Genomic DNA, 22,658 nt, shown 5'->3' with positions numbered 1-22,658 from the left:
AGCAAATTACATCAGTGTTGTTCAGGAACGGCGTCCCTGTGCTCGGGGGGCCACGGCGGGCGGCCGCGAAACGTCCGTCGGGGGATTGCCGGACCGATCCGGTGGGCATGGGATGTCCATTCGCGATCATGGCGACACGGCACGGGGGTGCGTGCCGCACGGCGGACGGAAGGGCGCGGGATGGGTGCACTGCGCAAGGCGGGGGTCTGGCTCGGTCTCGTCGAGGAGGACGACGAGCGGGCCTACGACGACGGTGGCTACGACAAGCCGGGCTACCGCGAGTCGCGGTACCGGTCGAGCCGGTACTCCGAGGAGTTCGCCGACGACGATGACGACGAGGCGGAGGAGCCGCCGGCGCCGCGACCGCGGCTGGGGGACCGGGGCCGGCTGACCGAGCGCGCGGCGAGCCGGGCGGCGGAGGCCGAGCGGGCCGACGACGAGCGTCCGGAGCGCGCCGAGCGGTCCAGCGTCCGCTCGATCACCCGCTCCGGCTCGGGGGAGACCTCCGGCGCGCTGACGTACCACACCCGGGACAACCTCGCCCTGGCCCCGCAGGTCCAGCCCCGCGAGCGGGCGGTGCCGGCCGAGGAGGAGCAGCGGTACCAGATCACCACGCTGCACCCGACCACGTACCGGGAGGCGCGCACCATCGGCGAGCACTTCCGCGACGGCGTGCCGGTCATCATCAACCTCACCGAGATGGACGAGGCCGACGCCCGCCGGCTGGTCGACTTCGCCGCCGGGCTCGCCTTCGGGCTGCGCGGTACGATCGAGCGCGTGACCAACCGGGTGTTCCTGCTCTCACCGGCCAACGTCCAGGTCACCGCGGAGGACAAGGCCAAGATCGCTGAGGGCGGCTTTTTCAGCCTGAGCTAGTCCGCCCGACCGAGGGACGTCGCCTGCCGTGTTGTCGATCGTGCTGCAAGTGTTGTACCTGATCCTGTACATCTTCCTTATCGTGCTGTTGGCCCGATTCGTCCTCAGCGCCGTCCTGCAGTACGGTCGCCGGTGGCAACCGGGGCGCGGAGCGTCTGCGGGACTGGAATCCGTGTGGAGCGTCACTGATCCGCCTCTCAAGGCGTTGAGGCGTGTGATCCCTCCACTGCGAATTGGTACCGTGAGCATCGACCTGGCCTCCCTTGTGCTCCTGGTTATCCTGTTCGTGCTGATGGAGTTCGTGTTGAAGCGCTTGATCATCGGCTGAGGCGCCGATGACCTGCCGCTACGCGGCCGCAACTGACCCGAGGAGTTTCGATGCCGCTGACCCCGGCCGACGTCCACAACGTCGCCTTCAAAAAGCCGCCGATCGGCAAGCGGGGGTACGACGAGGAGGAGGTCGACGCCTTCCTGGACGAGGTCGAGCGTGAGCTCGCCCGTCTGATCGAGGAGAACAACGAGCTGCGCGCCCAGGTGGAGCGCGGCGGTCGTGGCGGCGCTCCGGCCGGCCCCGGCGGCGACGCCCGTCTCGCGGCCGAGCTCAACGACGTCAAGGCCCAGCTCGACCGGGTGCAGCGCGACAAGGCCGCGGCCGAGCAGGCCGCGCGGGCGATGCAGGCCGAGCTCGAGCAGGTCCGCGCCAGCGGTGGCCCGGCCAACGCCGGCGACGGCGAGCAGCAGGCGCTGCGGGTGCTGATGATGGCCCAGCGGACCGCCGACGACCACGTCTCCGACGCCCGTCGTGAGGCCGACCAGCTCCTCTCCGAGGCCCGGTCGAAGGCCGAGGAGGTCACCCGTGAGGCCCGCGCCAAGGCCGACGCCCTGGAGCGCGACGCCCGCCAGCGGCACCAGGAGGCCATGGGCGGCCTGGACGCCAAGCGCACGGCGCTGCAGAAGCACATCGAGGAGCTCAAGCAGTTCGAGCGGGAGTACCGCACCCGCCTCAAGGCGTACCTGGAGAGCCAGCTGCGCGACCTCGACGGTCGTGGCCAGGGCCTGGAGGCCGAGATGACCCGTGCCGAGGGCGGTCGTTCCGTCGGCGGCAACGGGCTGGCCGCCGCGGGCCTCGCCGGCTCGTACGGCGGGGGTCGCTCCGGCGCTCTCGAGTCCGGTCGCTGATTGACGGTCGGCGGCCGTCACCCGACGACCGCCGACCGCGCCACAACTGACCCGACGCGGCGGGGGTGGGCCCGTGATAGTCGCAAGCCTGGTGCTCATCCTCGTCGCCGTGGTGCTGCTGGTGTTCGGTCTCGCCGACGGCTCCAGCACCCTGCTGATCAGCTCCATCGCGGCCAGCCTGTTGGCCGCCGTCGCGTTGGTGGCCGGCGCCCGCCAGGTGGCCGCCGCCCGGGCGACGGGGGAACAGGCTCGACCGCGCGCCGGCCGGGGTTCTCCGGGCACGTCCCGGACCACGGCTCCGGCCGACCGGGCCGCACCGGAGCCGGAGATCCCCGTCCAGCACGTGCCCACGACGTTCGGCGCCGGTGGCGACGGGTGGCGGCAACCGCCCGAGCCGCCGGTGACCGCCGCGGACGGCCGGTGGGAGCCGTACGCCGAGACGCCGTGGGAGCCGGAGACCGTGACCACCCGTCCCGCGCCGGCCGGCGACGCCGGGGCGGGGGAGCCCGACGTGGCGGCGGCACGCCCCACCGACGGCGACCTCGCCGGGCCCTGGGAGTCGGTCAGCCCCGCGCCGGGGCCGTCCGGGCGCGGCGGGGCGGACACCGCGTCGTGGCGCGCCGAGCCGGCCGCCGACGCGGGGCTCGACGACGAACCGGAGGCCCAGTCCGTGTCGACCGCCGACGCCGCCCGGGTCGCCCGGCTCGACACCGAGGTGCGGGTGGTCGACGGCCGCCCCCGCTACCACCTCGCCACCTGCCTGCACCTGTTCGCGCGGGACCACGAACCGCTGCCGGTCTCCGAGGCGGTGTCGCTGGGCTTCACCCCGTGCGCGGACTGCGCCCCGGACACCGCCCTGCTCGCCGACGCCCCACCGGGCTGACCCGGATGCCGGTCGAGGAGACGCTCACCGTCGCCGTGCGGGTCAAGCCCGGGGCGTCCCGTGCCCGGGTCGGCGGCCGGTTCGACGGCCCGCACGGCCCCGCCCTGGTGGTCGCCGTGAACGCCCCGCCGGTCGACGGGCGGGCCACCGAGGCGGCCCGGCGGGCGCTCGCCGCCGCGCTGGGCGTACGGCCGGCGGCGGTGTCCCTGCGTGCCGGCACGGCCAGCCGGGACAAGCTCTTCGACGTCGAGCGGGCCACCGACGAGGTGGCCGACGCGCTCCGTCGGCTGCGCGACGGATCGGACGCGTGACGGCGCCGAGGACCGGTCGCCGGTGACGCCCGGGCTCGAACTCGCGCTGCTGCTGGGCGCGGCCGTCCTGCTGGTGGCGATCGGCGCGGTCCGCTTCTCCACCCGGCTCGGCGTGCCGAGTCTTCTGGTCTACCTGGCGCTCGGGGTGGCGATCGGGGAGTCCGGTCTGGGCATCCGCTTCGACGACGCCGAGCTGACCCGGGTGCTGGGCTTCTGCGCGTTGATCGTGATCATCGCGGAGGGCGGGCTGACCGCCCGGTGGAGCACCCTGCGCCCGGTGCTCGGGCTGGCGGCGGCGCTCTCCACGGTCGGGGTGCTGGTCAGCATCCTGGTGGTCGGCCTGGTGGTGCACCTGCTGCTCGGGCTGGACTGGCGGCTGGCCCTGCTCTACGGCGCGGTGCTCTCCTCGACCGACGCCGCGGCGGTCTTCGCCACGCTGCGCCGGCTGCGGCTGCCGCCCCGGCTGGTGGCCGCCCTGGAGGCCGAGTCCGGCATGAACGACGCGCCGGTGGTGATCCTGGTGGTGCTGCTCTCGGCCGGCACCACCGAGGGCCACCCCTGGTGGTACGAGGTGCTCCTGGTCGGCTACGAGCTGGGGATGGGTGCGGCGGTCGGGGTGGCCGCCGGGATCGCCGGGCGCTACGCGCTGCGCCGCGCGGCGCTGCCCTCGTCCGGGCTCTACCCGATCGCCGTGGTCGGCTTCACCGTGCTGGCCTACGCGGCCGGCGCGGTGCTGCACGCCTCCGGCTTCCTCGCCGTGTACGTGGCCGGCGTGCTGCTCGGCAACGCCCGGCTGCCGCACCGGCAGGCGATCCTCGGCTTCGCCGACGGGCTCGCCTGGCTGGCCCAGATCGGGCTCTTCGTGCTGCTCGGCCTGCTGGCCACGCCGAGCCGGCTGTCCGGGGCGGTGCTGCCGGCGGTGCTGGTCGGGCTGGCCCTGCTGCTGCTCGCCCGGCCGCTGTCGGTGCTCCTCTCCGCGCTGCCGTTCCGGATGAGCCTGCGCGAGCAGGCGTTCCTGTCCTGGGCCGGGTTGCGCGGGGCGGTGCCGATCGTGCTGGCCACCATCCCGTTGTCGGAGCGGGTGCCGGGGGCGGACCGGCTCTTCGACGTGGTCTTCGTGCTGGTGGTGATCTTCACGCTGTTGCAGGCCGGCACCCTCGCCCCGGCGGCCCGCCGGCTGCGGGTGACCGCGCCGGCCGAGCTGGCGGAGATCCGGGTGGAGACGGCGCCGCTGGAGCGGATGCGGGCGGACCTGCTCCAACTGGAGGTGCCGGCGGGCTCCCGGCTGGCCGGCGTGCACGTGGACGAGCTGCGGCTGCCGGTGGGCGCCTCGGTGACCCTGGTGCTGCGGGACGGGACCGGGTTCGTCCCGGGCCCGGACACCCGGCTGAAGGTCGGCGACAGCCTGCTGATCGTGGCCGTCGCCGGGGTGCGCGACGAGGCCGAGCGGCGGCTGCGGGCGATCAGCCGGCGCGGTCGGCTGGCCAGGTGGTTTGGCGAGTACGGGGAGGATCGTGATGGCTGATCTGCTAGCGTTCCTTTTGCCCCGATTGGGGCTTACTCGGGGCTGAATAGCGGTGCGACGGTGCGGCACGTTGTCGGACGCCTGTACGTTCCGTATTCTTGCCACCCTCCGGAGTGCGTGGCCTACGTTGCCACGCGCCCGTTTTGTTGCATGGGGGCGCCAGGCCGGTGGCCCCTGTCCGGGCACCGCCGACCGCCGCGCTACGCGGCTGAGGGAGCTGACGATGGCGAAGCCAGCCGACACCAGGACCGCCGGTCGTAAGCCTGCGCCGAAGGCCACCCGCAGCGCGGCGGAGACCGAGAAGATCCGGGCGGCGCTGGCGGCCCGCCGGGACGAGCTGCGCGCCGAGTACGATCAGACGCTGAGCGAGATCACCGAGCTGCAGCGCGACCGGCTGACCGACTCGGCCGGGGACGACCAGGCCGACACCGGCACCAAGACGTTCGAACGCGAGCAGGAGATCTCTCTCGCCAACAGCATCCGGGAACGGATCACGCAGGTCGAGCGGGCGTTGGAGCGGCTCGACGAGGGTGGCTACGGGTGGTGCGAGCGGTGCGGGAACCCGATCCCGGTGGAGCGGCTCGCCGCCTTCCCGTCGGCGACCCTCTGCGTGACCTGCAAGCAGCTGGAGGAGCGGCGCTGAGATCCGCTCCCCGCTGACCGCGTAGGACGGCGATCCGTCGCCGTCGGACAAGTCGATGGGGAGTCGATGACCACAGCACCGACCGCCGGATCCGGCACCGCTGAGCCGGGCGGCGGCACCTCCCGCCGCCGTGCGGTCGTGGTCCTGGCCAGCATCGCCCTGGTGGCCCTGCTCGCCGACCTGCTCACCAAGCACCTCGCGCTGCTCAACCTGGACGACCGGCCGCCGGTACGGCTGCTCGGCGGCGCCGTCTACCTCACCCTGACCCGCAACAGCGGGGCGGCCTGGAGCATCGGCGCCGACCACACCTGGATCTTCCCGCTGATCACCATCGGCGTGGTGGGCTGGATCGCCTGGATGGCGCTGCGGCTGCGGTCGCTGCCGTGGGCGATCTCGCTCGGCCTGGTGCTGGGCGGGGCGCTGGGCAACCTCGTCGACCGGATCTTCCGCGCCCCCGGGCACTTCGTCGGGCACGTGGTGGACATGGTCAGCCTCTTCGACCCGTACGGCCGGGTCTGGCCGGTGTTCAACCTGGCCGACAGCGCGCTGGTCTCCGGGGTGGTGCTGGCCGTGCTGCTGGAGCTGACCGGCCGGCAACGCGACGGCAGCCGCCTCGGCAAGGACGACGGCAGGGACACCGAGGCCACGCCGGCCGGGACCGAGCAGCGGGAGCGGGCATGACCTCGGCCTTCGCCGCCGGCGGCGACCACCGGTCCCTGCCCGTCCCGGACGGTCTGGACGGCATGCGCCTGGACCAGGCCGTCGCCCGGCTCTTCGGGCTCTCCCGCACCGCCGCGGCGGCCCTGGTCGACGCCGGGGACGCGCTGGTCGACGGCGTCGTACGGGCCAACTCCCACAAGGTCAAGGCGGGATCCTGGCTGGAGGTCACCCTGCCGGCCCCGGCCGCCCCGCCGACCGTGGTGCCGCAGGCGGTGCCCGGGCTGACCGTGGTCTACGCCGACGACGACATCGTGGTGGTCGACAAGCCGGTCGGGGTGGCCGCCCACCCCAGCCCCGGCTGGACCGGGCCGACCGTGATCGGCGGTCTCGCCGGCATCGGGCACCGGATCTCCACCAGCGGCGCGGCCGAGCGGCAGGGCGTCGTGCACCGGCTCGACGTCGGCACCACCGGCGTCATGGTGGTGGCCAAGAGCGAGCAGGCGTACACGGCGTTGAAGCGGGCGTTCAAGTACCGCGAGGTGGAGAAGCGCTACCACGCCGTGGTGCAGGGCCACCCGGACCCGCTGCGCGGCACCATCGACGCCCCGATCGACCGGCACCCGCACCACGACTACCGCTGGGCGGTGGTCTCCGGCGGCAAGCCCAGCATCACCCACTACGACACGCTGGAGGCGTTCCCCGCCGCCAGCCTGCTCGACGTGCGGCTGGAGACCGGGCGGACGCACCAGATCCGGGTGCACTTCTCGACGCTGCGGCACCCGTGCGTGGGCGACCTCACCTACGGGGCGGACCCGACCCTCTCCGCCCGGCTCGGGCTGAGCCGGCAGTGGCTGCACGCCCGCTCGCTGAGTTTCCTGCACCCGCGTACCGGGGACGAGGTGACCTTCGTCAGCGAGTACCCGGACGACCTGGCGCACGCGCTGTCGGTGCTGCGCGACTGACGTGCCCGCGCCGAGCCGACCCGGGGACGCCCCGCCGTCCGCCGACCCCGCCCCTGCCGGGACATCCCGGCGCGGCCGGCCCGGCTGGCTGGGCACGACGGCCGTGTTCTGCGCCGGGGCGGTGCTGCTCACCGCCGGTTGGGCCGCCCGCCGCGACGAGCCGGTCGGCGACCGCACGGTCGGCGAGGTCACCCGGGTCGGCGTCCGCCAGGGCGACGCGATCCCGGGGTACGTCCGGTCCGCCGGCGCGGAACTCGCCGCGCTGCCCGCGACCGGGCCGGCCGCGTACGCCCTGGTCTCCTTCGACGGCTACCTCCCGCCGGGTCGGCTGCCGGCGGTGCTGGCGGGCACGGCGGTGGTCGAGGTGGTGACCCGGGTGCCGCTGCCCGACCGGCAGACCGAGGTGGTGCACCTGCCGGCCCAACTGCTGCCGCAGGACGTCGTCGCCGGCATGTCCACGCTGGCCGACCGGAAGGACCGGGAGGCCGCCGACCAGCGGACGCGGGCGGCCAGCGCCACCGACGCCGGGCTGCGCCGGGTGTACGACAGCGGGGCGCAGGTCGCCGCCGAGGAGGCGCGGGCCTACCGGAGCGGGTGCGGTTGCGTCTACGCTGCGGTGGTCCGCGCCGAACCGGTGGCGCTGCGCGCGCTGGCCGCCCGGCCCGGCGTCCGCGTGGTCGACCCGGCCCCCGAGGTACGTCGGCTGGACCGGACGGTCTTCACCCCGCCGCTGCCCGAACAGTGGGACGTGGTGCGGCCGCCGGTGGACACCGCGCTGGTCCCGACCGGTCCTGCGGTGGGCGATTCGTCGGAAGCGGCACCGGGCGTGATCAGTTCCTCACCGGCCGCTTCCGCCGGTGCGGGAGCCGCCGCACCCGCTCCGACCTCGTAGGACGTGGTCACCGGGGGTGGCCGGGCCGGGGGTGGGCGAGGATGCCCGACGGGGGATGTGCGCAGACAGGTGTGGTCCGAATAGGGTTTCGTTCGTAGCCTGTCAGGCGGAGATCGATGGCGCGGGGAGGGCGAGCCTTGGACGGCACCGAGACCGGCTGGGGCCGGTCGGCCGAACCGGCACCACGATGGCGCGCGTTGCTTGACCGTGCCCGCCTCGGCGGCCGCACCCCCGAGCAGGTGGAGGCCGACCGCCGGGCGGAGGAGCCGCCGGCACGGGATCCGCTGCCCCGGCGCGGGTCGGGCACCGGATGGTCCGGGCGGGCCTCGGCCGCCGTGCCACCCGCCCAGCCGACGTACGGCGCGGACCCGGGCTACCGGGCCGAGGCCAGCTACCGGGTCGACCCCGCCTACCGGGCGCAGCCCGGCTACCCGCCCGACCCCGGCCACCGGGCCGACCCGGGTTACCCGCCGGAGCCGGTGGCGGAGTCCCGGTACGCGTTGCTGGACAACGGCTACCGGCACGAGCCGCCCCCGACCGAGTCCCGGTACGCGCCGCTGCTCGACGACGGCTACCGCCCCGGGTACGCGCCGGCCGAGCCGACCTACCCGCAGCAGCCCGGCTACCGGGCCGAGGCGGCCTACCCGGCCGCGCCGGCCTATCCGGCCGAGCCGGCGTACCCGGCCGAGCCGGCGTACCCGGCCGAGCCGGCGTACCCCGCGGTGACGGCCGACCGGGCCTACCCGGCCCGGATCGAGCCGGCCCGGATCGAGTGGCGCCCGCAGACCCCGCAGGACGAGCAGGAGCGGGCCGCCGGCATCCTCCGCCGGGACCTGGGCACGCCCCGGGTGCTCGCCTTCGCCAACCCCAAGGGCGGGGTGCACAAGACCACCGCCACCGTGCTCGCCGCGGCCACCGTCGGCAGCGTCCGGGGCCGTGGCGTGCTGGCCTGGGACGACAACGAGCTGCGCGGCACCCTCGGGCTGCGCGCCGGCAGCGCCCGGCACGCCCGGACCATCCGGCACCTGATCAGCGACCTGGCACACATCGAGATCCGGGACGGCGCCGACCTGCTGGAGGCGCTGGACGACTACCTGCGGCACGCCTCCGACGGCTCGTACGACGTGCTGGCCGGCGAGGAGAGCCCCCGCTTCGCCCAACGGCTGGACCAGTTCACCGTCAAGCGGGTGCTGGAGCTGCTGCGCCGCACCCACGACGTGGTCTGCGTGGACACCGGCAACAACGTGGAGAGCGCCAACTGGCGCACGGTGATGCACGCCGCCGACCAGCTCGTGGTGACCACCGTGCCCCGCGAGGACGCCGCGTTCAGCGCCGACTGGATGCTCGACCTGCTGCACGAGGTGGGCATGGGCGAGCTGGCCGACAACGCGGTGACCCTGATCTCCTGCCCCACGCCGGGCCGCTCGTCCTTGCAGGACGACCTGGAGCGCCACTTCGCCACCCGCACCCGGGCGGTCGCCGTGGTGCCGTACGACCCGGCGCTGGAGACCGGCTCCTCGATCGAGTACCACCAGCTCCAGCCGGAGACCCGGCAGGCGTGGCTGCGCGCCGCCGCGGTGATGCTGGAGCCGTTCGCCCGCTGAGGGGGTGTCGGGCCACCGACGCCCCACCGCGCCGCCGCGCCTGAGAAGATCGTCGGGTGAGCCCGGACACCCCCGATCCGCACCGTCCCGCCGAGCCGGGCCGCGCCGCCCCGGCGCCCGCCGACCCCGTCGACGCCGCCCACCCGCCGGTCCCCGCCGCGTCGACGCCCTTCGCCGGGACACCGGCGCCGAACGATCCCGGCGCCGCGCCGGCCGCCGGGCCCGACGGCGGCGCCCCGCCGGCCGCCACCGCCGACGGTGGGGCCCCACCGCCCTTCTCCGGCACGCCCACCGGGGCCTGGCCGCCCCCGGGGATCCTCTGGCCCCCGGCGTACGCCGCGCCGCCGCAGCCGCGCGAACCGCTGCGCCGCACGGTCGCGGTGCTCGCCGCCACCGTCCTCGGGATCACCGCGCTGGGCGTGCCGCTCGGCCTGCTCTGGGCCGCCGTCGCCCCGGACACCCCGGTGGTGAAGACGGCCGACGGCGCCGTCTACGCGCAGCCGCAGCCGGAGCAGCCGATCGCGGCCGACGGCTGGTTCAGCCTGCTCGGGCTCGGGTTCGGGGTGCTCGCCGCGATCGGGCTGTGGGTCGTGCTGCGTCGCCGCCGGGGGCCCGCCGTGCTCGGCGCGACCGCCCTGGGCGGGCTCGGCGCCGCGCTGGTCGGCTGGCAGGTGGGACGCCGGATCGGGCTCGGCGGCTACCAGCGGCTGCTGGCCGACGCCCCGGAGGGCACCGCCTTCGGCAAGCCCGCCGACCTGCGGGCCGGCGGCATCGAGTGGGTCTTCGGTGTGCTGCCGGTGCCCTTCGGTGACGTGCTGCTGCCGGCGTTCGCCGCCGCCGTGACGTACACCCTGCTGGCCGGCTGGTCGCGCTGGCCGTCGCTGCGGCCGGAGCCGGTGTCGGAGCCGACCGGCCTGGCCGTGCCCGAAGGCTCCGGCGTGCCCGGTCCCCCCGGCGGGGCGTCCGCCCCTGGCCGGGACTGAGCCACCCGGACCGCTGGCGGCCGGGTGATCCACGCGTCTGCGGCAGGTCACGGCCTCTCCCGCCAGGGACACCGCGACACGCCGCAAACGGAGGGGATCGCGTCGGCGGGGGTGGGTGGTCAGTTGGGGGTCGGGGGGGAGGCCAAGTCCGACAGCGGCACCGGAACCGCCCGGACCTGGCGCAGCAGAGCCGCCTCGCGGTTGAGCAGCCGCAGCTCGGCGCGGAGCCGCGCGGCGGTGTCGTCGACGGCGAGCAGCCGCTGCCGGTCGGCGACGGTCAGCGCGGCGGTCGCCGCCACCAGGTGCGACAGCACCGTCGGGTCCTCCGGGAGCTGCTCGGAGACCTCCTGCTCGCCGGGGCGGACCAGGGCCAGGTACTGCCGGAAGACCGCGATCACCCGGGCCGCGAGCAGCTCGGTCACCTCGTCGGTGCCGGACGGCTCGGGCAGCCACTGGACCTCGGCGGTCAGGTACGGCGCGGAGGCCCGGTCGACGTCGGCGATGCGGAACCGCCGCCGGCCCACGGTGACGATGTCGAAGCCGCCGTCGTCGAGTTCGGTGACCTGGCGCAGCTCGGCGGTGCAGCCCACCTCGTGCAGGGTCACCTCGCCGCCGCCGGGGACGGCCCGGCCGGGGGCGGGGGCGACCTCCCAGCCGGTGCGGATCGCCACCACACCGAACTCGCGGGGCGCCCCCTCGGGCCGCCCGACCAGGTCGCGGATCAACGTGCGGTAGCGCTCCTCGAAGATGTGCAGCGGCAGCACCAGACCGGGGAAGAGCACCGTTGCGAGCGGGAACACCGGCAGCCGTGCGGTCACGCGTCCGAGCGTAGCCCGATCCGCCGCGTCCGGCGTGTCCCGGCTCACCGTCCCGCCGTCCGGGCGGCGAGGGCCGCCCGCGTGGGCGCCGCCTAGACTCGCAAGGGTGTTGAATCGGATCGACCTGCGCGGCGGGGTCCGTGACCCGCGCCGCCTGCTGCCCCGTGCCCAGCTCGACGTCTCCGTGGCCGTCGAGAGGATCCGCCCGCTCGTGGAGGCGGTCCGGGACCATGGGTACCCGGCGATCCGGGAGGCCAGCGAGCGGTTCGACGGGGTCAGCCCCGAGGTGCTGCGGGTTCCCGCCGAGGTGATCGCCGAGGCCGAGGGGACGCTGGACCCGCAGGTGCGCGCGGCGCTGCTGGAGTCGATCACCCGGGCCCGGAAGGTGCACGCCGACCAGCGCCGCACCGACCACACCACCCAGGTCGTGCCGGGCGGCACGGTCACCGAGCGCTGGGTGCCGGTGGACCGGGTCGGCCTCTACGTCCCCGGCGGCCTGGCCATGTACCCGTCGACCGTGGTGATGAACGTCGTTCCGGCCCAGGCCGCCGGGGTGCGCTCGCTGGTGGTGGTGAGCCCGCCGCAGAAGGAGAACGGCGGCCTGCCCGACCAGCGGGTGCTCGCGGCCTGCGCGCTGCTCGGCGTCGACGAGGTGTACGCCGTCGGCGGCGCCCAGGCGGTGGCGATGCTCGCCTACGGCGCGGCGGTCGACCCCGAGGGCGCGCTGCGCTGCGACCCGGTCGACATGATCACCGGCCCGGGCAACATCTGGGTCACCGCCGCCAAGCGGCTGCTGCGCGGGGTGGTCGGCATCGACGCCGAGGCCGGCCCGACCGAGATCGCCATCCTCGCCGACGACACCGCCGACCCGGCGCACGTCGCCGCCGACCTGATCAGCCAGGCCGAGCACGACCCCCTCGCGGCCAGCGTCCTGGTCACCCCGTCGCTCGCGCTGGCCGACGCGGTGGACGAGGAGCTGGCCCGGCAGGTGCCGGCCACCAAGCACGTCGAGCGGGTGAGCACCGCGCTGGGCGGCGAGCAGAGCGGCATCGTGCTGGTCGACGACCTGGCGGCGGGTCTGCGGGTGGTCGACGCGTACGCGGCCGAGCACCTGGAGATCCAGACCGAGAACGCCCGGGAGTGGGCGATGCGGGTCCGCAACGCCGGGGCGATCTTCGTGGGCGCCTGGGCGCCGGTGTCGCTCGGCGACTACTGCGCCGGCTCCAACCACGTGCTGCCCACCGGCGGCTGCGCCCGGCACTCCTCGGGGCTGTCGGTGCAGTCGTTCCTGCGCGGCGTGCACCTGGTGGAGTACACCCGGGAGGCGCTGCGCGAGGTGGCCCCGCACGTGGTCACCCTGGCGACGGTGGAGGACCTGCCCGCGCACGGCCAGGCGGTCAGCGTCCGGTTCGCGGGGGAGACGCCGTGACCACCCTGGACGACCTGCCGATCCGGGACGACCTGCGGGGCCTGAGGCCGTACGGGGCGCCGCAGCTCGACGTCGCGGTGCGGCTGAACACCAACGAGAACTCCTACCCGGTGCCGGAGCCGGTGGTCGAGGCGATCGGCAAGGCCCTCGCGGCCGAGCTGCGGGAGCTCAACCGCTACCCGGACCGGGACGCGGTGGCGCTGCGCGCCGACCTGGCGGCGTACCTGGGGCACGGGCTGACCGTCGATCAGGTGTGGGCGGCCAACGGCTCCAACGAGATCCAGCAGCAGCTGCTCCAGGCGTTCGGCGGCCCGGGGCGCAGCGCGCTCGGCTTCGTCCCGGCGTACTCGATGCACCCGCTGCTGGCGCTCGGCACCGGCACCCGGTGGATCCCGGCCGCCCGTGGGGTGGACTTCGGGCTCACCGTCGACGAGGCGGTGACCCAGGTCCGTGAGCACACCCCGGACGTGGTCTTCCTCTGCTCGCCGAACAACCCGACCGGCACCGCGCTGGACCCGGCGGTGGTCGCCGCGGTGCTCGACGTCGCCCCCGGCATGGTGGTCGTCGACGAGGCGTACGCCGAGTTCGCCCGCCCCGGCACGGTCAGCGCCCTGGCGGTGCTGCCCGGCCACCCCCGGCTGGTGGTGACCCGGACGATGAGCAAGGCGTTCGGTTTCGCCGGTGGCCGCCTCGGCTACCTCGCCGCCGACCCGGCGGTGGTGGCGGCGGTGCAGCTCGTCCGCCTGCCGTACCACCTCTCGGCGCTCACCCAGGCCGCCGCCCGCGCGGCGCTGGCGCACCGCGACGCCCTGCTCGGCACCGTCGACGCGATCATGGCGCAGCGGGACCGGATCGTGGCCGAGCTGCGCGCCCGGGGCCGCCGGGTGGCCGACAGCGACGCCAACTTCGTGCTCTTCGAGGTCGGTGGCGACCAGGCGGCGGCCTGGCGGACCCTGCTCGACGCGGGCGTGCTGGTCCGCGACGTCGGCCTGCCCGGCTGGCTGCGGGTCACCGCCGGCACCCCTGCCGAGACCGACGCGTTCCTCGCCGCAATGGAGAAGATCTCATGAGTCGCACCGCCCGGATCGAGCGGATCACCAAGGAGACCAACGTCCTGGTCGTGCTCGACCTCGACGGCACCGGCCAGGCCGAGATCAGCACCGGCGTCGGCTTCTACGACCACATGCTGCACCAGATCGCCCGGCACGGCGGCTTCGACCTCACCGTCCGCACGGTCGGTGACCTGGAGATCGACGCGCACCACACGATGGAGGACACCGCGCTCGCGCTGGGCGCCGCGTTCGACCAGGCGCTGGGGGACAAGGCCGGCATCCGGCGGTACGGCTCGGCCACCGTGCCGATGGACGAGGTGCTGGTCCGGGCCGCGGTCGACCTCTCCGGCCGGCCGTACGTGGTGCACGACGAGCCGGTCCTCGCGCCGTACATCGGCCCGGTCTACCCGACCAGCATGACCCGGCACATCTGGGAGTCCTTCGGCCAGTCGGCCCGGATCACCCTGCACGTGGACGTGCTGCGCGCCGCCCGTCCCGGCGGCCACCCGGACGCCCACCACGTGGTGGAGGCGCAGTTCAAGGCGGTCTCCCGGGCACTGCGCGAGGCGACCGCGATCGACCCGCGCAACGCGGGCGTGGTGCCCAGCACGAAGGGCGCGCTGTGACCGGCGCGCGCGGTGCGGCGCGGCGCGGCGGCGTGGTCACGAACGAGGGAGAACGCTGATGGGCTCGGTGCTGCCGACGCTGCTGCTGATCCTGGCCGGGGTGCTGGTCGGTGGGACGTGGTCCCTGCACCGGCAGGGCGCGCCGCGGGGCGCGGTGGTGATCACCGGTCTGCTCGCCGTGCTGGCGACGATCGGCGGGGTGCTCTGGCTGCTGCCGGGGGAGGGCTCGTGAGCGGGCGGATCGTCGGTGCGGTGACGTACGCCGGGCGGAGCGGGGTGACGGCATGAGCAGGCGGATCGTGGTGCTCGACTACGGCTCGGGCAACCTGCGCTCGGCCGAGCGCGCGTTGCAGCGCGTCGGCGCCGACGTGACCGTCACCGCCGACCTGGCCGCCGCCGCCGAGGCCGACGGCCTGGTGGTGCCGGGCGTGGGCGCGTTCGCCGCCTGCATGGCGGGGATCGAGGAACTCGGCGCGGGCCCGGTGATCGCCGAGCGGGTCGCCGCCGGTCGTCCGGTGCTGGGCATCTGCGTCGGCATGCAGGTGCTCTTCGCGCACGGCGACGAGCACGGGGTGGTCACCAAGGGCCTCGGCCTGCTGCCCGGCGGGGTGACGAAGCTGCCCGCCGAGCGGCTGCCGCACATGGGCTGGAACACCGTCGACGCGCCCGCCGGGTCGGTGCTCTTCGCCGGCCTGCCGGCAGACAGCCGGTTCTACTTCGTCCACTCGTACGGGGTGAACGACGTCGCGGGGCTGGTCGCGTCCGGCGCGACGGTCACCACTGCCCACCACGGGACGGACTTCGTCGCCGCGGTGGAGCGGGGCGCGCTGTCGGCGGCCCAGTTCCACCCGGAGAAGTCCGCCGACACCGGCGCCGTGCTGCTGCGCAACTGGCTGGCCACGGTTGACTGAGTCCGTCGTCCGTCGCCCGTCCGCCGGGGTCCGCGTCGCGCGGCGCCGCCCGTCGGCCGGGTCGTCCCGCCCGCCCGTGCCGGGGGGCGTCCGGTGAGCAAGGAGCGGGCGCGCCGGCGCGCGGTGCGGGAGGCCGAGGCCGCCCGGGAACGCGTGGCGCGCCAGCGTACGGTCGCCCGCCGGCAGCGTCGCCGGGCCCTGGTGCGTCGGCTCACGCCGCAGTGGCGGCGGGGTCGCACCGGGCGGGTGGGCCGGCGTACCCGGGGGGAGCGGGCCGCCATCGTGGGGCTGACCCTGGCGGCCCTGTTCGGCATCTGGGCGTTCGTCGACGACCTGGCGCTGCGCCTGGTGCTGGTCGTCCTGCTGCTGCTGGTCCTGCCGGCGATCGTGGTGATCGCGCTGGACCGTCGGATCTGACCGAGGAGATAGAGAGTTGAGCCTCACCCTGTTGCCCGCCGTGGACGTCGCCGACGGCCAGGCCGTCCGCCTCGTGCAGGGCGCCGCCGGCAGTGAGACCGCGTACGGCGACCCGCTGGAGGCCGCGCTGGCCTGGCAGTCCGACGGCGCCGAGTGGATCCACCTGGTCGACCTCGACGCCGCGTTCGGCCGGGGCTCCAACGCCGCGCTGCTGGCCGACGTGGTCGGCCGGCTCGACGTGAAGGTCGAGCTGTCCGGGGGCATCCGCGACGACGCGTCGCTGCGCGCCGCCCTGGGCACCGGGGCGGCCCGGGTCAACATCGGCACCGCCGCGCTGGAGGACCCCGAGTGGTGCGACCGGATCTGCGGCGAGTACGGCGACCGGGTGGCGATCGGCCTGGACGTGCGCGGCCGTACCCTCTCCGCCCGCGGCTGGACCCGCGACGGCGGTGACCTGTGGGAGGTGCTGGAGCGGCTGGACAAGGCCGGCGCGTCGCGGTACGTGGTCACCGACATCACCAAGGACGGCACCATGCGCGGGCCGAACCTGGACCTGCTGCGTGAGGTCTGCGCCCGCACGGACGCCCCGGTGATCGCCTCCGGCGGCGTCTCGACCCTGGACGACCTGCGGGCGCTGGCCACCCTGGAGCCGGTCGGCGTGGAGGGTGTGATCGCCGGCAAGGCGCTCTACGCCGGCGCGTTCACCGTGGCGCAGGCGCTGGAGACGCTGCGGGCCGCGGCGTGACCGAGGCCGCCGTGCCGGGTGGCCCGACCGTCACCCGGCTCGGCTCGGGCGGCCCGTGGGAGGCGCTGTACGGCTACTCGCGGGTGGTGCGGGCCGGCGACCGGGTGCTCACGGCCGGCTGCACGTCGACGGTCGACGGGGCGGTCGCCCACGTCGGGGACGCCGCCGCCCAGACCGCCCAGGCGCTGCGGATCGCCCTGGACGCGCTGGCCGAGGTGGGCGCGAGCGCGGCCGACGTGGTCCGGACCCGGATGTACGTCACCGACCGGCTCTACGCCGACGAGGTGGGCCGGGCACACAACGCGGTCTTCGGCGCGGTCCGCCCGGCGGCGACGATGGTCGTGGTGGCCGGGTTGATCGACCCGGACCTGCTGGTCGAGGTGGAGCTGGAGGCGTACCTGCCCGCCGCCTGAACCGCCGTGCCACCGTCCCGCTCCGTCCCGCCGGGCCGGACCTCCGGCGGTGCCGACGCGGTTTGCGGCTGTCGCGGTGTCCCGATCCCGGGACACCGCGACACGCCGCGAACGGTGCGCGGAGCGGCGGGCTGTGCGGTGTGGCGGCGGTCATGTCTCGGGGTGATCGATTGTGCACAACTTAATTGCACGCTACGGTTCTCGTCGTGACCGATGATCTGGTGCTGCGTCGACAGGTGTGCTTCGCGCTCTACGCCGCGTCGCGCGCCCTCACCGACGTCTACCGGCCCATCCTCGACGAGTTCGGCCTGACCTACCCGCAGTACCTGGTGCTGCTGGTGCTCTGGGAGCACGGCGACGACGCCCCCACGGTCTCCGAGCTCGGCGCCGCGCTGCGGCTGGACTCCGGCACGCTCTCCCCGCTGCTCAAGCGGCTGGAGGCGGCGGGCCTGGTGGTCCGGACCCGCTCGGCGCGCGACGAGCGACGGGTGGAGGTGGGGCTCACCGCCGACGGTGTGGCCCTGCGGCAGCGGATGGACGAGGTGCCGCTGCGGGTCGCCCGCGCCACCGGCCTCGGCGAGGCCGAGCTGATCGCCCTGCGCGACACCCTCACCCGGGTCACCGAGACGATCCACCGACAGAAGGAGCAGTGATCCCCGTGCAGGTGCTCTACACCGCGTCCGCGCTCGCCACCGGCGACGGCCGGGACGGCCACGTCCGTACCTCCGACGGCACCTTCGACCTCGACCTGGCGGTGCCGAAGGAGATGGGCGGCGCCGGCGGCGCGGCCAACCCGGAGCAGCTCTTCGCGGCCGGCTACGCGGCCTGCTTCCACTCCGCGCTGCGCCTGGTCGCGCGCCGGAGCAAGGCGGACGTCTCCGGCTCGGTCGTCGAGGCCGAGGTGGGCATCGGCCCGAACGGCAGCGGCGGCTTCGGTCTCGCCGTCACCCTCGTGGTGGACCTGCCGGCCGTCGAGCGGGCCGCCGCCGAGCAGCTGGTCGAGGCGGCCCACCAGGTCTGCCCGTACTCCAACGCGACCCGGGGCAACGTCGAGGTCGCCCTCGCCGTCCGCGAGGCCGCGTCGGCCTGAGCGCCACCGCAGGCCCGTCGACACCTCGCGTACGAAAGGACGAACTCCGATGAGCACCAACCGTGAGATCCACCTGGCCTCCCGCCCGCAGGGCTGGCCGACCGCCGACAACTTCCGCCTCGTCGAGACCGATGTGCCCACCCCCGGGCCCGGCCAGATCGTGGTCCGCAACCAGTTCATGTCGGTCGACCCGTACATGCGGGGCCGGATGAACGATGTCAAGTCCTACGTCCCGCCGTTCGCGCTCGACGCCCCGCTCGACGGCGGCGCGGTCGGCGAGGTGGTGGCGAGCGAGGCCGACGGGATCAAGCCCGGCGACACCGTCCTGCACGGGCTCGGCTGGCGCGAGTACGCGCTGCTCGACGCCAAGGCCGCCCGCCCGGTCGACCCGAGCCTCGCGCCGGTCAGCGCGTACCTCGGCGTGCTCGGGATGACCGGGCTGACCGCGTACGCCGGGCTGCTCGACGTGGCCGGGATGAAGCCGGGGGAGACGGTCTTCGTCTCCGGCGCGGCCGGCGCGGTGGGCAGCATGGTCGGCCAGATCGCCAAGCTGAAGGGCGCCGGCCGGGTGGTCGGCAGCGCCGGCTCGGCGGCCAAGGTCGAGCGGCTGCGGGCGCTCGGCTTCGACGCCGCCTTCGACTACCACGACGGCCCGGTGTACCAGCAGCTCAAGGCCGCCGCCCCGGACGGCGTGGACGTCTACTTCGACAACGTCGGCGGCGAGCACCTGGAGGCCGCCATCGGCGCGATGAACCTGCACGGCCGGGCCGCCGTCTGCGGCATGATCGCGCAGTACAACGCCACCGAGGCGCCGGCCGCGCCGCGCAACCTGGCGCTGCTCATCGGCAAGCGGCTCACCCTGCGCGGCTTCCTCGTCGGTGACCACGGCCACCTGCGGGAGCAGTTCGTCGCGGACGTGGCCGGCTGGCTGCGCGACGGCAGCCTCTCGTACGACGAGACGGTCGTCGACGGCATCGAGAACGCCCCGGAGGCGTTCCTCGGCGTGCTGCGCGGCGACAACCTGGGCAAGATGCTCGTCCGGCTCTGAACCCGGACGGCGCGCGGCGGTGGCCGGCCTCACAGGCCGGTCGTCGCCGCGTACCCGTTGGATAGGCTTCAGCACATGACGGTGGCGGTGCGGGTGATCCCGTGTCTGGACGTGGACGCCGGTCGGGTGGTCAAGGGGGTCAACTTCCTCGACCTGCGCGACGCCGGTGACCCGGTGGAGCTGGCGGCGGCGTACGACCGCGCCGGCGCGGACGAGTTGACCTTCCTCGACGTGACCGCCTCCTCCAGCGACCGGGGCACCATGCTCGACGTGGTCCGGCGCACCGCCGAGTCGGTGTTCATCCCGCTCACCGTCGGCGGGGGCGTCCGGCAGGTGGCCGACGTCGACACCCTGCTGCGCGCCGGGGCCGACAAGGTCGGCGTGAACACCGCGGCCATCGCCCGGCCGGAGCTGATCGCCGAGATCGCCGACCGGTTCGGCCGGCAGGTGCTGGTCCTCTCGCTGGACGTGCGGCGGGCCCCGGCCGGCGGCACGCCGAGCGGCTTCGAGGTCACCACCCACGGCGGTCGCCGGGGCACCGGCATCGACGCGGTCGAGTGGGCCCGGCGCGGCGCCGAGCTGGGCGCGGGGGAGATCCTGCTCAACTCGATGGACGCCGACGGCACCAAGGCCGGCTTCGACCTGGCGCTGATCCAGGCGGTCCGCGCGGTGGTCGACGTGCCGGTGATCGCCAGTGGCGGCGCGGGCGCGGTGGCGCACTTCCCGCCGGCGATCGGCGCGGGCGCGGACGCGGTGCTCGCGGCCAGCGTCTTCCACTTCGGTGAGCTGACCGTCGGCGAGGTCAAGGACGCGCTGAAGGCCGCCGGCCACCCCACCCGCTGAGTTCTCGCCGGGCATCCTGGCCCTGAGTCTCGCGGGGCCGCCTCGGCCGCCGAGCCTCAGCGGCCGGTGTGGCCCTCCGGCGAGCGGCGTGGCGCCGGGATGGACCGGACCAGGTACTCCTGCACCGCGGCGGCGTGGTCGTCCTCCGGCAGGTGCCAGTCGGCCTCGCCAGGGGCGCGGTGCCGGCGCACCAGCACCCCCTGGACGGTGTCCACCGTGGTGCCCACGCCCGCGCTCGGCCTGGTCCGCCAGAGCCGCTCCCCGTCCGGGGTGATCCGGAACCAGCCGTCGCTCACGCTGACCAGCCCCGCGCCGACCAGCCGGCGCACCGCCGTCTCGACGTCGTGGCGGTCCGGGATGGCCTGGTTGAGGTGGTCCGCCGTGGAGATGACGTCAGCGAGCCGGACGCCCTCCGGACGCCGCGAGTCGGCCGCCCGACGGTGCCGCCCCGCGCCGCTCGCGATCACCAGCGATACGAAGATCCATGCGTCCGTCCAGCGCCATCCGTTCTCCCCCATGCAGGAATGATGCCCGGCGCCGTCGGCGGAGAAAACACCTACTTTTCCGCTGGGGCATCGGTGCAGGTCAGCGGGGTGGCGAGCAGGGGCGTGCGGGGGACGGGCCGGGGCGCCACCGCGAAGATCGGGGTGAACACCTGCACCAGCGGCCCGATCGCGAGCGCGTAGGCGACCGTGCCGAGGCCGGCGGTGCCGCCGAGCAGCGCGCCGGAGGCCAGCACCAGCACCTCGATGGCGGTGCGGACCAGCCGTACCGACCAGCCGGGGCGGCGGGCGACGAGCCCGGTCATCAGTCCGTCGCGCGGGCCGGGGCCGAGGTCGGCGCCGAGGTAGAGACCGGTGGCGGCGCCGTTGGCGACGATGCCGGTGACCAGCAGGCCGATCCGGGCGGGCAGCGGCAGCCCGGTGGGGAGCAGGGCCACGGTGGCGTCCACCGCCAGGCCGATCACCACGACGTTGCTGACCGTGCCGAGCCCGGGCCGCTGCCGCAGCGGGATCCAGAGCAGCAGCACCGCCGCGCCGACCAGGATGCTCGCCGTGCCCACCGAGATGCCGGTCTGCCGGGACAGCCCCTGGTGGAAGACGTCCCACGGGTTCAGCCCGAGCCCGGAGCGGATCATCAGGGCCATGCTGACGCCGTAGAGGACCAGCCCGGTGTAGAGCTGGGCCAGTCGCCGTACCGGTCGGTGCCGGAGATTGCCAATCACTGCCACACATGCCAACCTAGGGGCCAATCCTCGTAAGAGAAGAGCCAATTTCCGGGAGGTGGCCGTGACCAGCCAGGTGCGGGGCAGCCAATTGGCGCGACTGCTCGGGCAGTGGCACGCCCTGCCGGGGCGTCGCCGCAGTCCGGACTACGCCGCGCTCGCGGCCGCCGTCCGCGGCCTGCTCGCCGACGGCCGGCTCCCGCTGGGAGTACGCCTGCCCGCCGAGCGGGAACTGGCCGAGGCGCTGCGGATCAGCCGGACCACGGTCACCGCCGCGTACCGGCAGCTGCGCGAGAGCGGGCACCTGGCCAGCCGGCGCGGCGCGGGAAGCTGGACGATGCTGCCCGGCACCCACCGGGTCGCCAGCACCGGACTCTGGACCCCGCTGGACGACCGCGACATGATCGACCTCGGGGTCGCCGCGCTCGCCGCCCCGCCCCAGCTCGTCCCGGCGGCCCGCGCCGCCACCGAGGACCTGCCCCGCTACCTCGGCGGCGCCGGCTACCACCCGACCGGCATCATCGAGCTGCGCGAGGCGATCGCCCGGTCGTACACCGAGCGGGGGCTGCCCACCAGCGCCGAGCAGATCATGGTGACCAGCGGCACCCAGCACGCGCTCGACCTGGTGCTGCGACTGGCGCTGGCCCCCGGCGGGAGCGTCCTGGTGGAGTCGCCCACCTACCCCAACGCGCTGGCCGCGCTCTCGGCGCGCCGGGCCCGGATCGCCACCCACGGCCTCGCCGCCGACGGGGCCGGCTGGGACGCCGAGCTGCTGCTGGGCAGCATTCGGCAGACCCGGCCCAAGCTGGCCTACCTGATCCCCGACTTCCAGAACCCGACCGGTCACCTGATGCCCGCCGAGCTACGCGAACGGGTGGTCGCCACCGCCCACGCCGCCGGCACCGACCTGGTCGTCGACGAGTCGTTCGTGGACCTCCCGCTGGACGGGACCGAGCTGCCGCCGCCCACCGCCGCCTTCGACCGGCACTCCCGGGTGGTCTCCATCGGCGGGATGAGCAAGCCCTACTGGGGCGGGCTGCGCATCGGCTGGGTGCGGGCCTCCGCGCCGCAGGTGCAGCGGCTCGCCGCCGCCCGGGTCGGGGTCGACATGGCCAGCCCGGTGCTGGACCAGCTCGTCGCGGTGCACCTGCTCGCCGACGCCCCGACCATCGTCGCCGCCCGCCGCCGTCAGCTCGCCGCCCAGCGCGACGCGCTGCTCGGCGCGCTCGCCGAGCGGCTGCCGGACTGGCGGGTCACCGCCCCCCGCGGCGGGGTCACCCTCTGGGCCGAGCTGGACGGCCCGATCTCCAGCGCGCTGGCCCGCGCCGCCGAGGAGGTCGGCGTCCGGCTGGCGCCCGGCCCCCGGTTCGGCCTGGACGGGACGCTGGAGCGCTTCCTCCGGCTGCCCTTCACCCTGCCCGCGGTCGACCTGGTCGAGGCGGTGGGCCGGCTCGCCGACGTCCGGTACGACCTGGACCGGGCCGCCCGCCCGCAGTGGCGGGAGGCGACCGTCATCGCCTGAC

Annotated in this window: 28 protein-coding genes; 25 read left to right on the top strand and 3 right to left on the bottom strand. The window is 75.1% G+C overall.

What is annotated here, in order from left to right; all coding sequences use genetic code 11:
* Positions 1–180 precede the first annotated feature (180 nt).
* From GA0070614_RS07340 to GA0070614_RS31520, 12 genes are all read left to right on the top strand, one after another.
* Positions 181–876, top strand: coding sequence for a cell division protein SepF (locus GA0070614_RS07340; protein WP_088975239.1), 696 nt, complete (start codon positions 181–183; stop codon positions 874–876).
* A 28-nt stretch (positions 877–904) separates the two neighbouring features.
* Positions 905–1,204, top strand: coding sequence for a YggT family protein (locus GA0070614_RS07335; RefSeq protein WP_088975238.1), 300 nt, complete (start codon positions 905–907; stop codon positions 1,202–1,204).
* Positions 1,205–1,254: 50 nt separating this feature from the next.
* The gene (locus GA0070614_RS07330; RefSeq protein ID WP_088975237.1) at positions 1,255–2,055 is read left to right on the top strand and encodes a DivIVA domain-containing protein; all 801 of its coding nucleotides are present in this window, start codon (positions 1,255–1,257) and stop codon (positions 2,053–2,055) included.
* 73 nt (positions 2,056–2,128) lie between these two features.
* Complete coding sequence (locus GA0070614_RS31635) at positions 2,129–2,938, top strand: hypothetical protein (protein WP_088975236.1); 810 nt, start codon at positions 2,129–2,131, stop codon at positions 2,936–2,938.
* Between the two features lie 5 nt (positions 2,939–2,943).
* Positions 2,944–3,249, top strand: coding sequence for a DUF167 domain-containing protein (locus GA0070614_RS07320; protein ID WP_088975235.1), 306 nt, complete (start codon positions 2,944–2,946; stop codon positions 3,247–3,249).
* A gap of 22 nt (positions 3,250–3,271) precedes the next feature.
* On the top strand, positions 3,272–4,774 hold the full coding sequence (locus tag GA0070614_RS07315; RefSeq protein WP_088975234.1) for a potassium/proton antiporter: 1,503 nt from the start codon (positions 3,272–3,274) through the stop codon (positions 4,772–4,774).
* A gap of 223 nt (positions 4,775–4,997) precedes the next feature.
* Positions 4,998–5,417 carry a TraR/DksA family transcriptional regulator gene (locus GA0070614_RS07310; protein ID WP_088975233.1) on the top strand — a complete coding sequence of 140 codons (420 nt, stop codon included), beginning with the start codon at positions 4,998–5,000 and terminating at the stop codon, positions 5,415–5,417.
* 66 nt (positions 5,418–5,483) lie between these two features.
* Positions 5,484–6,098 (top strand): signal peptidase II, encoded by a 615-nt coding sequence (gene lspA, locus GA0070614_RS07305; RefSeq protein ID WP_088975232.1) that lies wholly within the window; start codon positions 5,484–5,486, stop codon positions 6,096–6,098.
* Positions 6,095–7,039 carry an RluA family pseudouridine synthase gene (locus GA0070614_RS07300; RefSeq protein ID WP_088975231.1) on the top strand — a complete coding sequence of 315 codons (945 nt, stop codon included), beginning with the start codon at positions 6,095–6,097 and terminating at the stop codon, positions 7,037–7,039. Before lspA ends, GA0070614_RS07300 begins: the two co-directional genes overlap by 4 nt.
* Before the next feature lies 1 nt (position 7,040).
* Positions 7,041–7,931: a hypothetical protein gene (locus tag GA0070614_RS07295; protein ID WP_231933572.1), complete on the top strand. Its 891-nt coding sequence runs from the start codon at positions 7,041–7,043 to the stop codon at positions 7,929–7,931.
* A 116-nt stretch (positions 7,932–8,047) separates the two neighbouring features.
* Positions 8,048–9,535: a MinD/ParA family ATP-binding protein gene (locus GA0070614_RS07290; protein ID WP_172892388.1), complete on the top strand. Its 1,488-nt coding sequence runs from the start codon at positions 8,048–8,050 to the stop codon at positions 9,533–9,535.
* A gap of 56 nt (positions 9,536–9,591) precedes the next feature.
* A complete protein-coding gene (locus tag GA0070614_RS31520) occupies positions 9,592–10,518 on the top strand; it encodes a DUF2567 domain-containing protein (protein WP_331715101.1) in 927 nt (308 codons plus the stop codon).
* A 119-nt stretch (positions 10,519–10,637) separates the two neighbouring features.
* On the opposite strand, the gene GA0070614_RS07280 is transcribed toward GA0070614_RS31520, so the two are convergent.
* A complete protein-coding gene (locus GA0070614_RS07280) occupies positions 10,638–11,336 on the bottom strand; it encodes an LON peptidase substrate-binding domain-containing protein (protein WP_088975229.1) in 699 nt (232 codons plus the stop codon).
* 106 nt (positions 11,337–11,442) lie between these two features.
* On the opposite strand from GA0070614_RS07280, the gene hisD reads away from it, so the two are divergent.
* The 12 genes from hisD to hisF all read left to right on the top strand — a co-directional run bounded on the left by hisD (position 11,443) and on the right by hisF (position 19,910).
* Positions 11,443–12,765 (top strand): histidinol dehydrogenase, encoded by a 1,323-nt coding sequence (hisD, locus tag GA0070614_RS07275; RefSeq protein ID WP_088975228.1) that lies wholly within the window; start codon positions 11,443–11,445, stop codon positions 12,763–12,765.
* On the top strand, positions 12,762–13,835 hold the full coding sequence (locus tag GA0070614_RS07270; RefSeq protein ID WP_088975227.1) for a histidinol-phosphate transaminase: 1,074 nt from the start codon (positions 12,762–12,764) through the stop codon (positions 13,833–13,835). The genes hisD and GA0070614_RS07270 overlap by 4 nt, the downstream gene beginning before the upstream one ends.
* Positions 13,832–14,443: an imidazoleglycerol-phosphate dehydratase HisB gene (gene hisB / locus GA0070614_RS07265; protein WP_088975226.1), complete on the top strand. Its 612-nt coding sequence runs from the start codon at positions 13,832–13,834 to the stop codon at positions 14,441–14,443. Before GA0070614_RS07270 ends, hisB begins: the two co-directional genes overlap by 4 nt.
* 58 nt (positions 14,444–14,501) lie before the next feature.
* Complete coding sequence (locus GA0070614_RS30510; protein WP_172892387.1) at positions 14,502–14,675, top strand: hypothetical protein; 174 nt, start codon at positions 14,502–14,504, stop codon at positions 14,673–14,675.
* Between the two features lie 52 nt (positions 14,676–14,727).
* On the top strand, positions 14,728–15,354 hold the full coding sequence (gene hisH, locus GA0070614_RS07260) for an imidazole glycerol phosphate synthase subunit HisH (protein ID WP_088975225.1): 627 nt from the start codon (positions 14,728–14,730) through the stop codon (positions 15,352–15,354).
* Between the two features lie 93 nt (positions 15,355–15,447).
* A complete protein-coding gene (locus GA0070614_RS07255; RefSeq protein ID WP_088975224.1) occupies positions 15,448–15,771 on the top strand; it encodes a hypothetical protein in 324 nt (107 codons plus the stop codon).
* 16 nt (positions 15,772–15,787) lie between these two features.
* Positions 15,788–16,516, top strand: coding sequence for a bifunctional 1-(5-phosphoribosyl)-5-((5-phosphoribosylamino)methylideneamino)imidazole-4-carboxamide isomerase/phosphoribosylanthranilate isomerase PriA (gene priA, locus GA0070614_RS07250; protein ID WP_088975223.1), 729 nt, complete (start codon positions 15,788–15,790; stop codon positions 16,514–16,516).
* On the top strand, positions 16,513–16,929 hold the full coding sequence (locus GA0070614_RS07245) for a RidA family protein (protein ID WP_088975222.1): 417 nt from the start codon (positions 16,513–16,515) through the stop codon (positions 16,927–16,929). Before priA ends, GA0070614_RS07245 begins: the two co-directional genes overlap by 4 nt.
* A gap of 206 nt (positions 16,930–17,135) precedes the next feature.
* Complete coding sequence (locus GA0070614_RS07240; protein WP_088975221.1) at positions 17,136–17,582, top strand: MarR family winged helix-turn-helix transcriptional regulator; 447 nt, start codon at positions 17,136–17,138, stop codon at positions 17,580–17,582.
* Between the two features lie 5 nt (positions 17,583–17,587).
* Positions 17,588–18,019 (top strand): organic hydroperoxide resistance protein, encoded by a 432-nt coding sequence (locus tag GA0070614_RS07235; RefSeq protein ID WP_088979293.1) that lies wholly within the window; start codon positions 17,588–17,590, stop codon positions 18,017–18,019.
* Positions 18,020–18,068: 49 nt separating this feature from the next.
* Positions 18,069–19,067: an NADP-dependent oxidoreductase gene (locus GA0070614_RS07230; protein ID WP_088975220.1), complete on the top strand. Its 999-nt coding sequence runs from the start codon at positions 18,069–18,071 to the stop codon at positions 19,065–19,067.
* A 75-nt stretch (positions 19,068–19,142) separates the two neighbouring features.
* A complete protein-coding gene (gene hisF, locus GA0070614_RS07225; protein ID WP_088975219.1) occupies positions 19,143–19,910 on the top strand; it encodes an imidazole glycerol phosphate synthase subunit HisF in 768 nt (255 codons plus the stop codon).
* 56 nt (positions 19,911–19,966) lie between these two features.
* Here the strand turns inward: hisF and GA0070614_RS07220 are convergent, their stop codons facing one another.
* Both GA0070614_RS07220 and yczE read right to left on the bottom strand, forming a co-directional pair.
* The gene (locus GA0070614_RS07220) at positions 19,967–20,428 is read right to left on the bottom strand and encodes a hypothetical protein (RefSeq protein ID WP_088975218.1); all 462 of its coding nucleotides are present in this window, start codon (positions 20,426–20,428) and stop codon (positions 19,967–19,969) included.
* A 38-nt stretch (positions 20,429–20,466) separates the two neighbouring features.
* Positions 20,467–21,141 carry a membrane protein YczE gene (gene yczE / locus GA0070614_RS07215; protein ID WP_231933571.1) on the bottom strand — a complete coding sequence of 225 codons (675 nt, stop codon included), beginning with the start codon at positions 21,139–21,141 and terminating at the stop codon, positions 20,467–20,469.
* A gap of 58 nt (positions 21,142–21,199) precedes the next feature.
* Here yczE and yczR point away from each other — a divergent pair, with 58 nt between their 5' ends.
* On the top strand, positions 21,200–22,657 hold the full coding sequence (gene yczR / locus GA0070614_RS07210) for a MocR-like transcription factor YczR (RefSeq protein ID WP_088975217.1): 1,458 nt from the start codon (positions 21,200–21,202) through the stop codon (positions 22,655–22,657).
* Position 22,658: the final 1 nt, after the last annotated feature.

It is taken from the genome of Micromonospora coxensis, assembly GCF_900090295.1.
In the GTDB taxonomy this organism is placed as follows: Bacteria; Actinomycetota; Actinomycetes; order Mycobacteriales; family Micromonosporaceae; genus Micromonospora; species Micromonospora coxensis.
Note: the sequence above shows the minus strand (reverse complement) of the source record. Positions and strands in the feature narration are given on the sequence as shown.

Coding starts and splice junctions, on each gene's coding strand:
- GA0070614_RS07340 (WP_088975239.1), top strand. CDS start 181: ATGGGTGCACTGCGCAAGGCGGGGGTCTGGCTCGGTCTCGTCGAGGAG.
- GA0070614_RS07330 (WP_088975237.1), top strand. CDS start 1,255: ATGCCGCTGACCCCGGCCGACGTCCACAACGTCGCCTTCAAAAAGCCG.
- GA0070614_RS07320 (WP_088975235.1), top strand. CDS start 2,944: ATGCCGGTCGAGGAGACGCTCACCGTCGCCGTGCGGGTCAAGCCCGGG.
- GA0070614_RS07310 (WP_088975233.1), top strand. CDS start 4,998: ATGGCGAAGCCAGCCGACACCAGGACCGCCGGTCGTAAGCCTGCGCCG.
- lspA (WP_088975232.1), top strand. CDS start 5,484: ATGACCACAGCACCGACCGCCGGATCCGGCACCGCTGAGCCGGGCGGC.
- GA0070614_RS07300 (WP_088975231.1), top strand. CDS start 6,095: ATGACCTCGGCCTTCGCCGCCGGCGGCGACCACCGGTCCCTGCCCGTC.
- GA0070614_RS07290 (WP_172892388.1), top strand. CDS start 8,048: ATGGCGCGGGGAGGGCGAGCCTTGGACGGCACCGAGACCGGCTGGGGC.
- hisB (WP_088975226.1), top strand. CDS start 13,832: ATGAGTCGCACCGCCCGGATCGAGCGGATCACCAAGGAGACCAACGTC.
- GA0070614_RS30510 (WP_172892387.1), top strand. CDS start 14,502: ATGGGCTCGGTGCTGCCGACGCTGCTGCTGATCCTGGCCGGGGTGCTG.
- hisH (WP_088975225.1), top strand. CDS start 14,728: ATGAGCAGGCGGATCGTGGTGCTCGACTACGGCTCGGGCAACCTGCGC.
- GA0070614_RS07230 (WP_088975220.1), top strand. CDS start 18,069: ATGAGCACCAACCGTGAGATCCACCTGGCCTCCCGCCCGCAGGGCTGG.
- hisF (WP_088975219.1), top strand. CDS start 19,143: ATGACGGTGGCGGTGCGGGTGATCCCGTGTCTGGACGTGGACGCCGGT.
- GA0070614_RS07220 (WP_088975218.1), bottom strand. CDS start 20,428: ATGGGGGAGAACGGATGGCGCTGGACGGACGCATGGATCTTCGTATCG.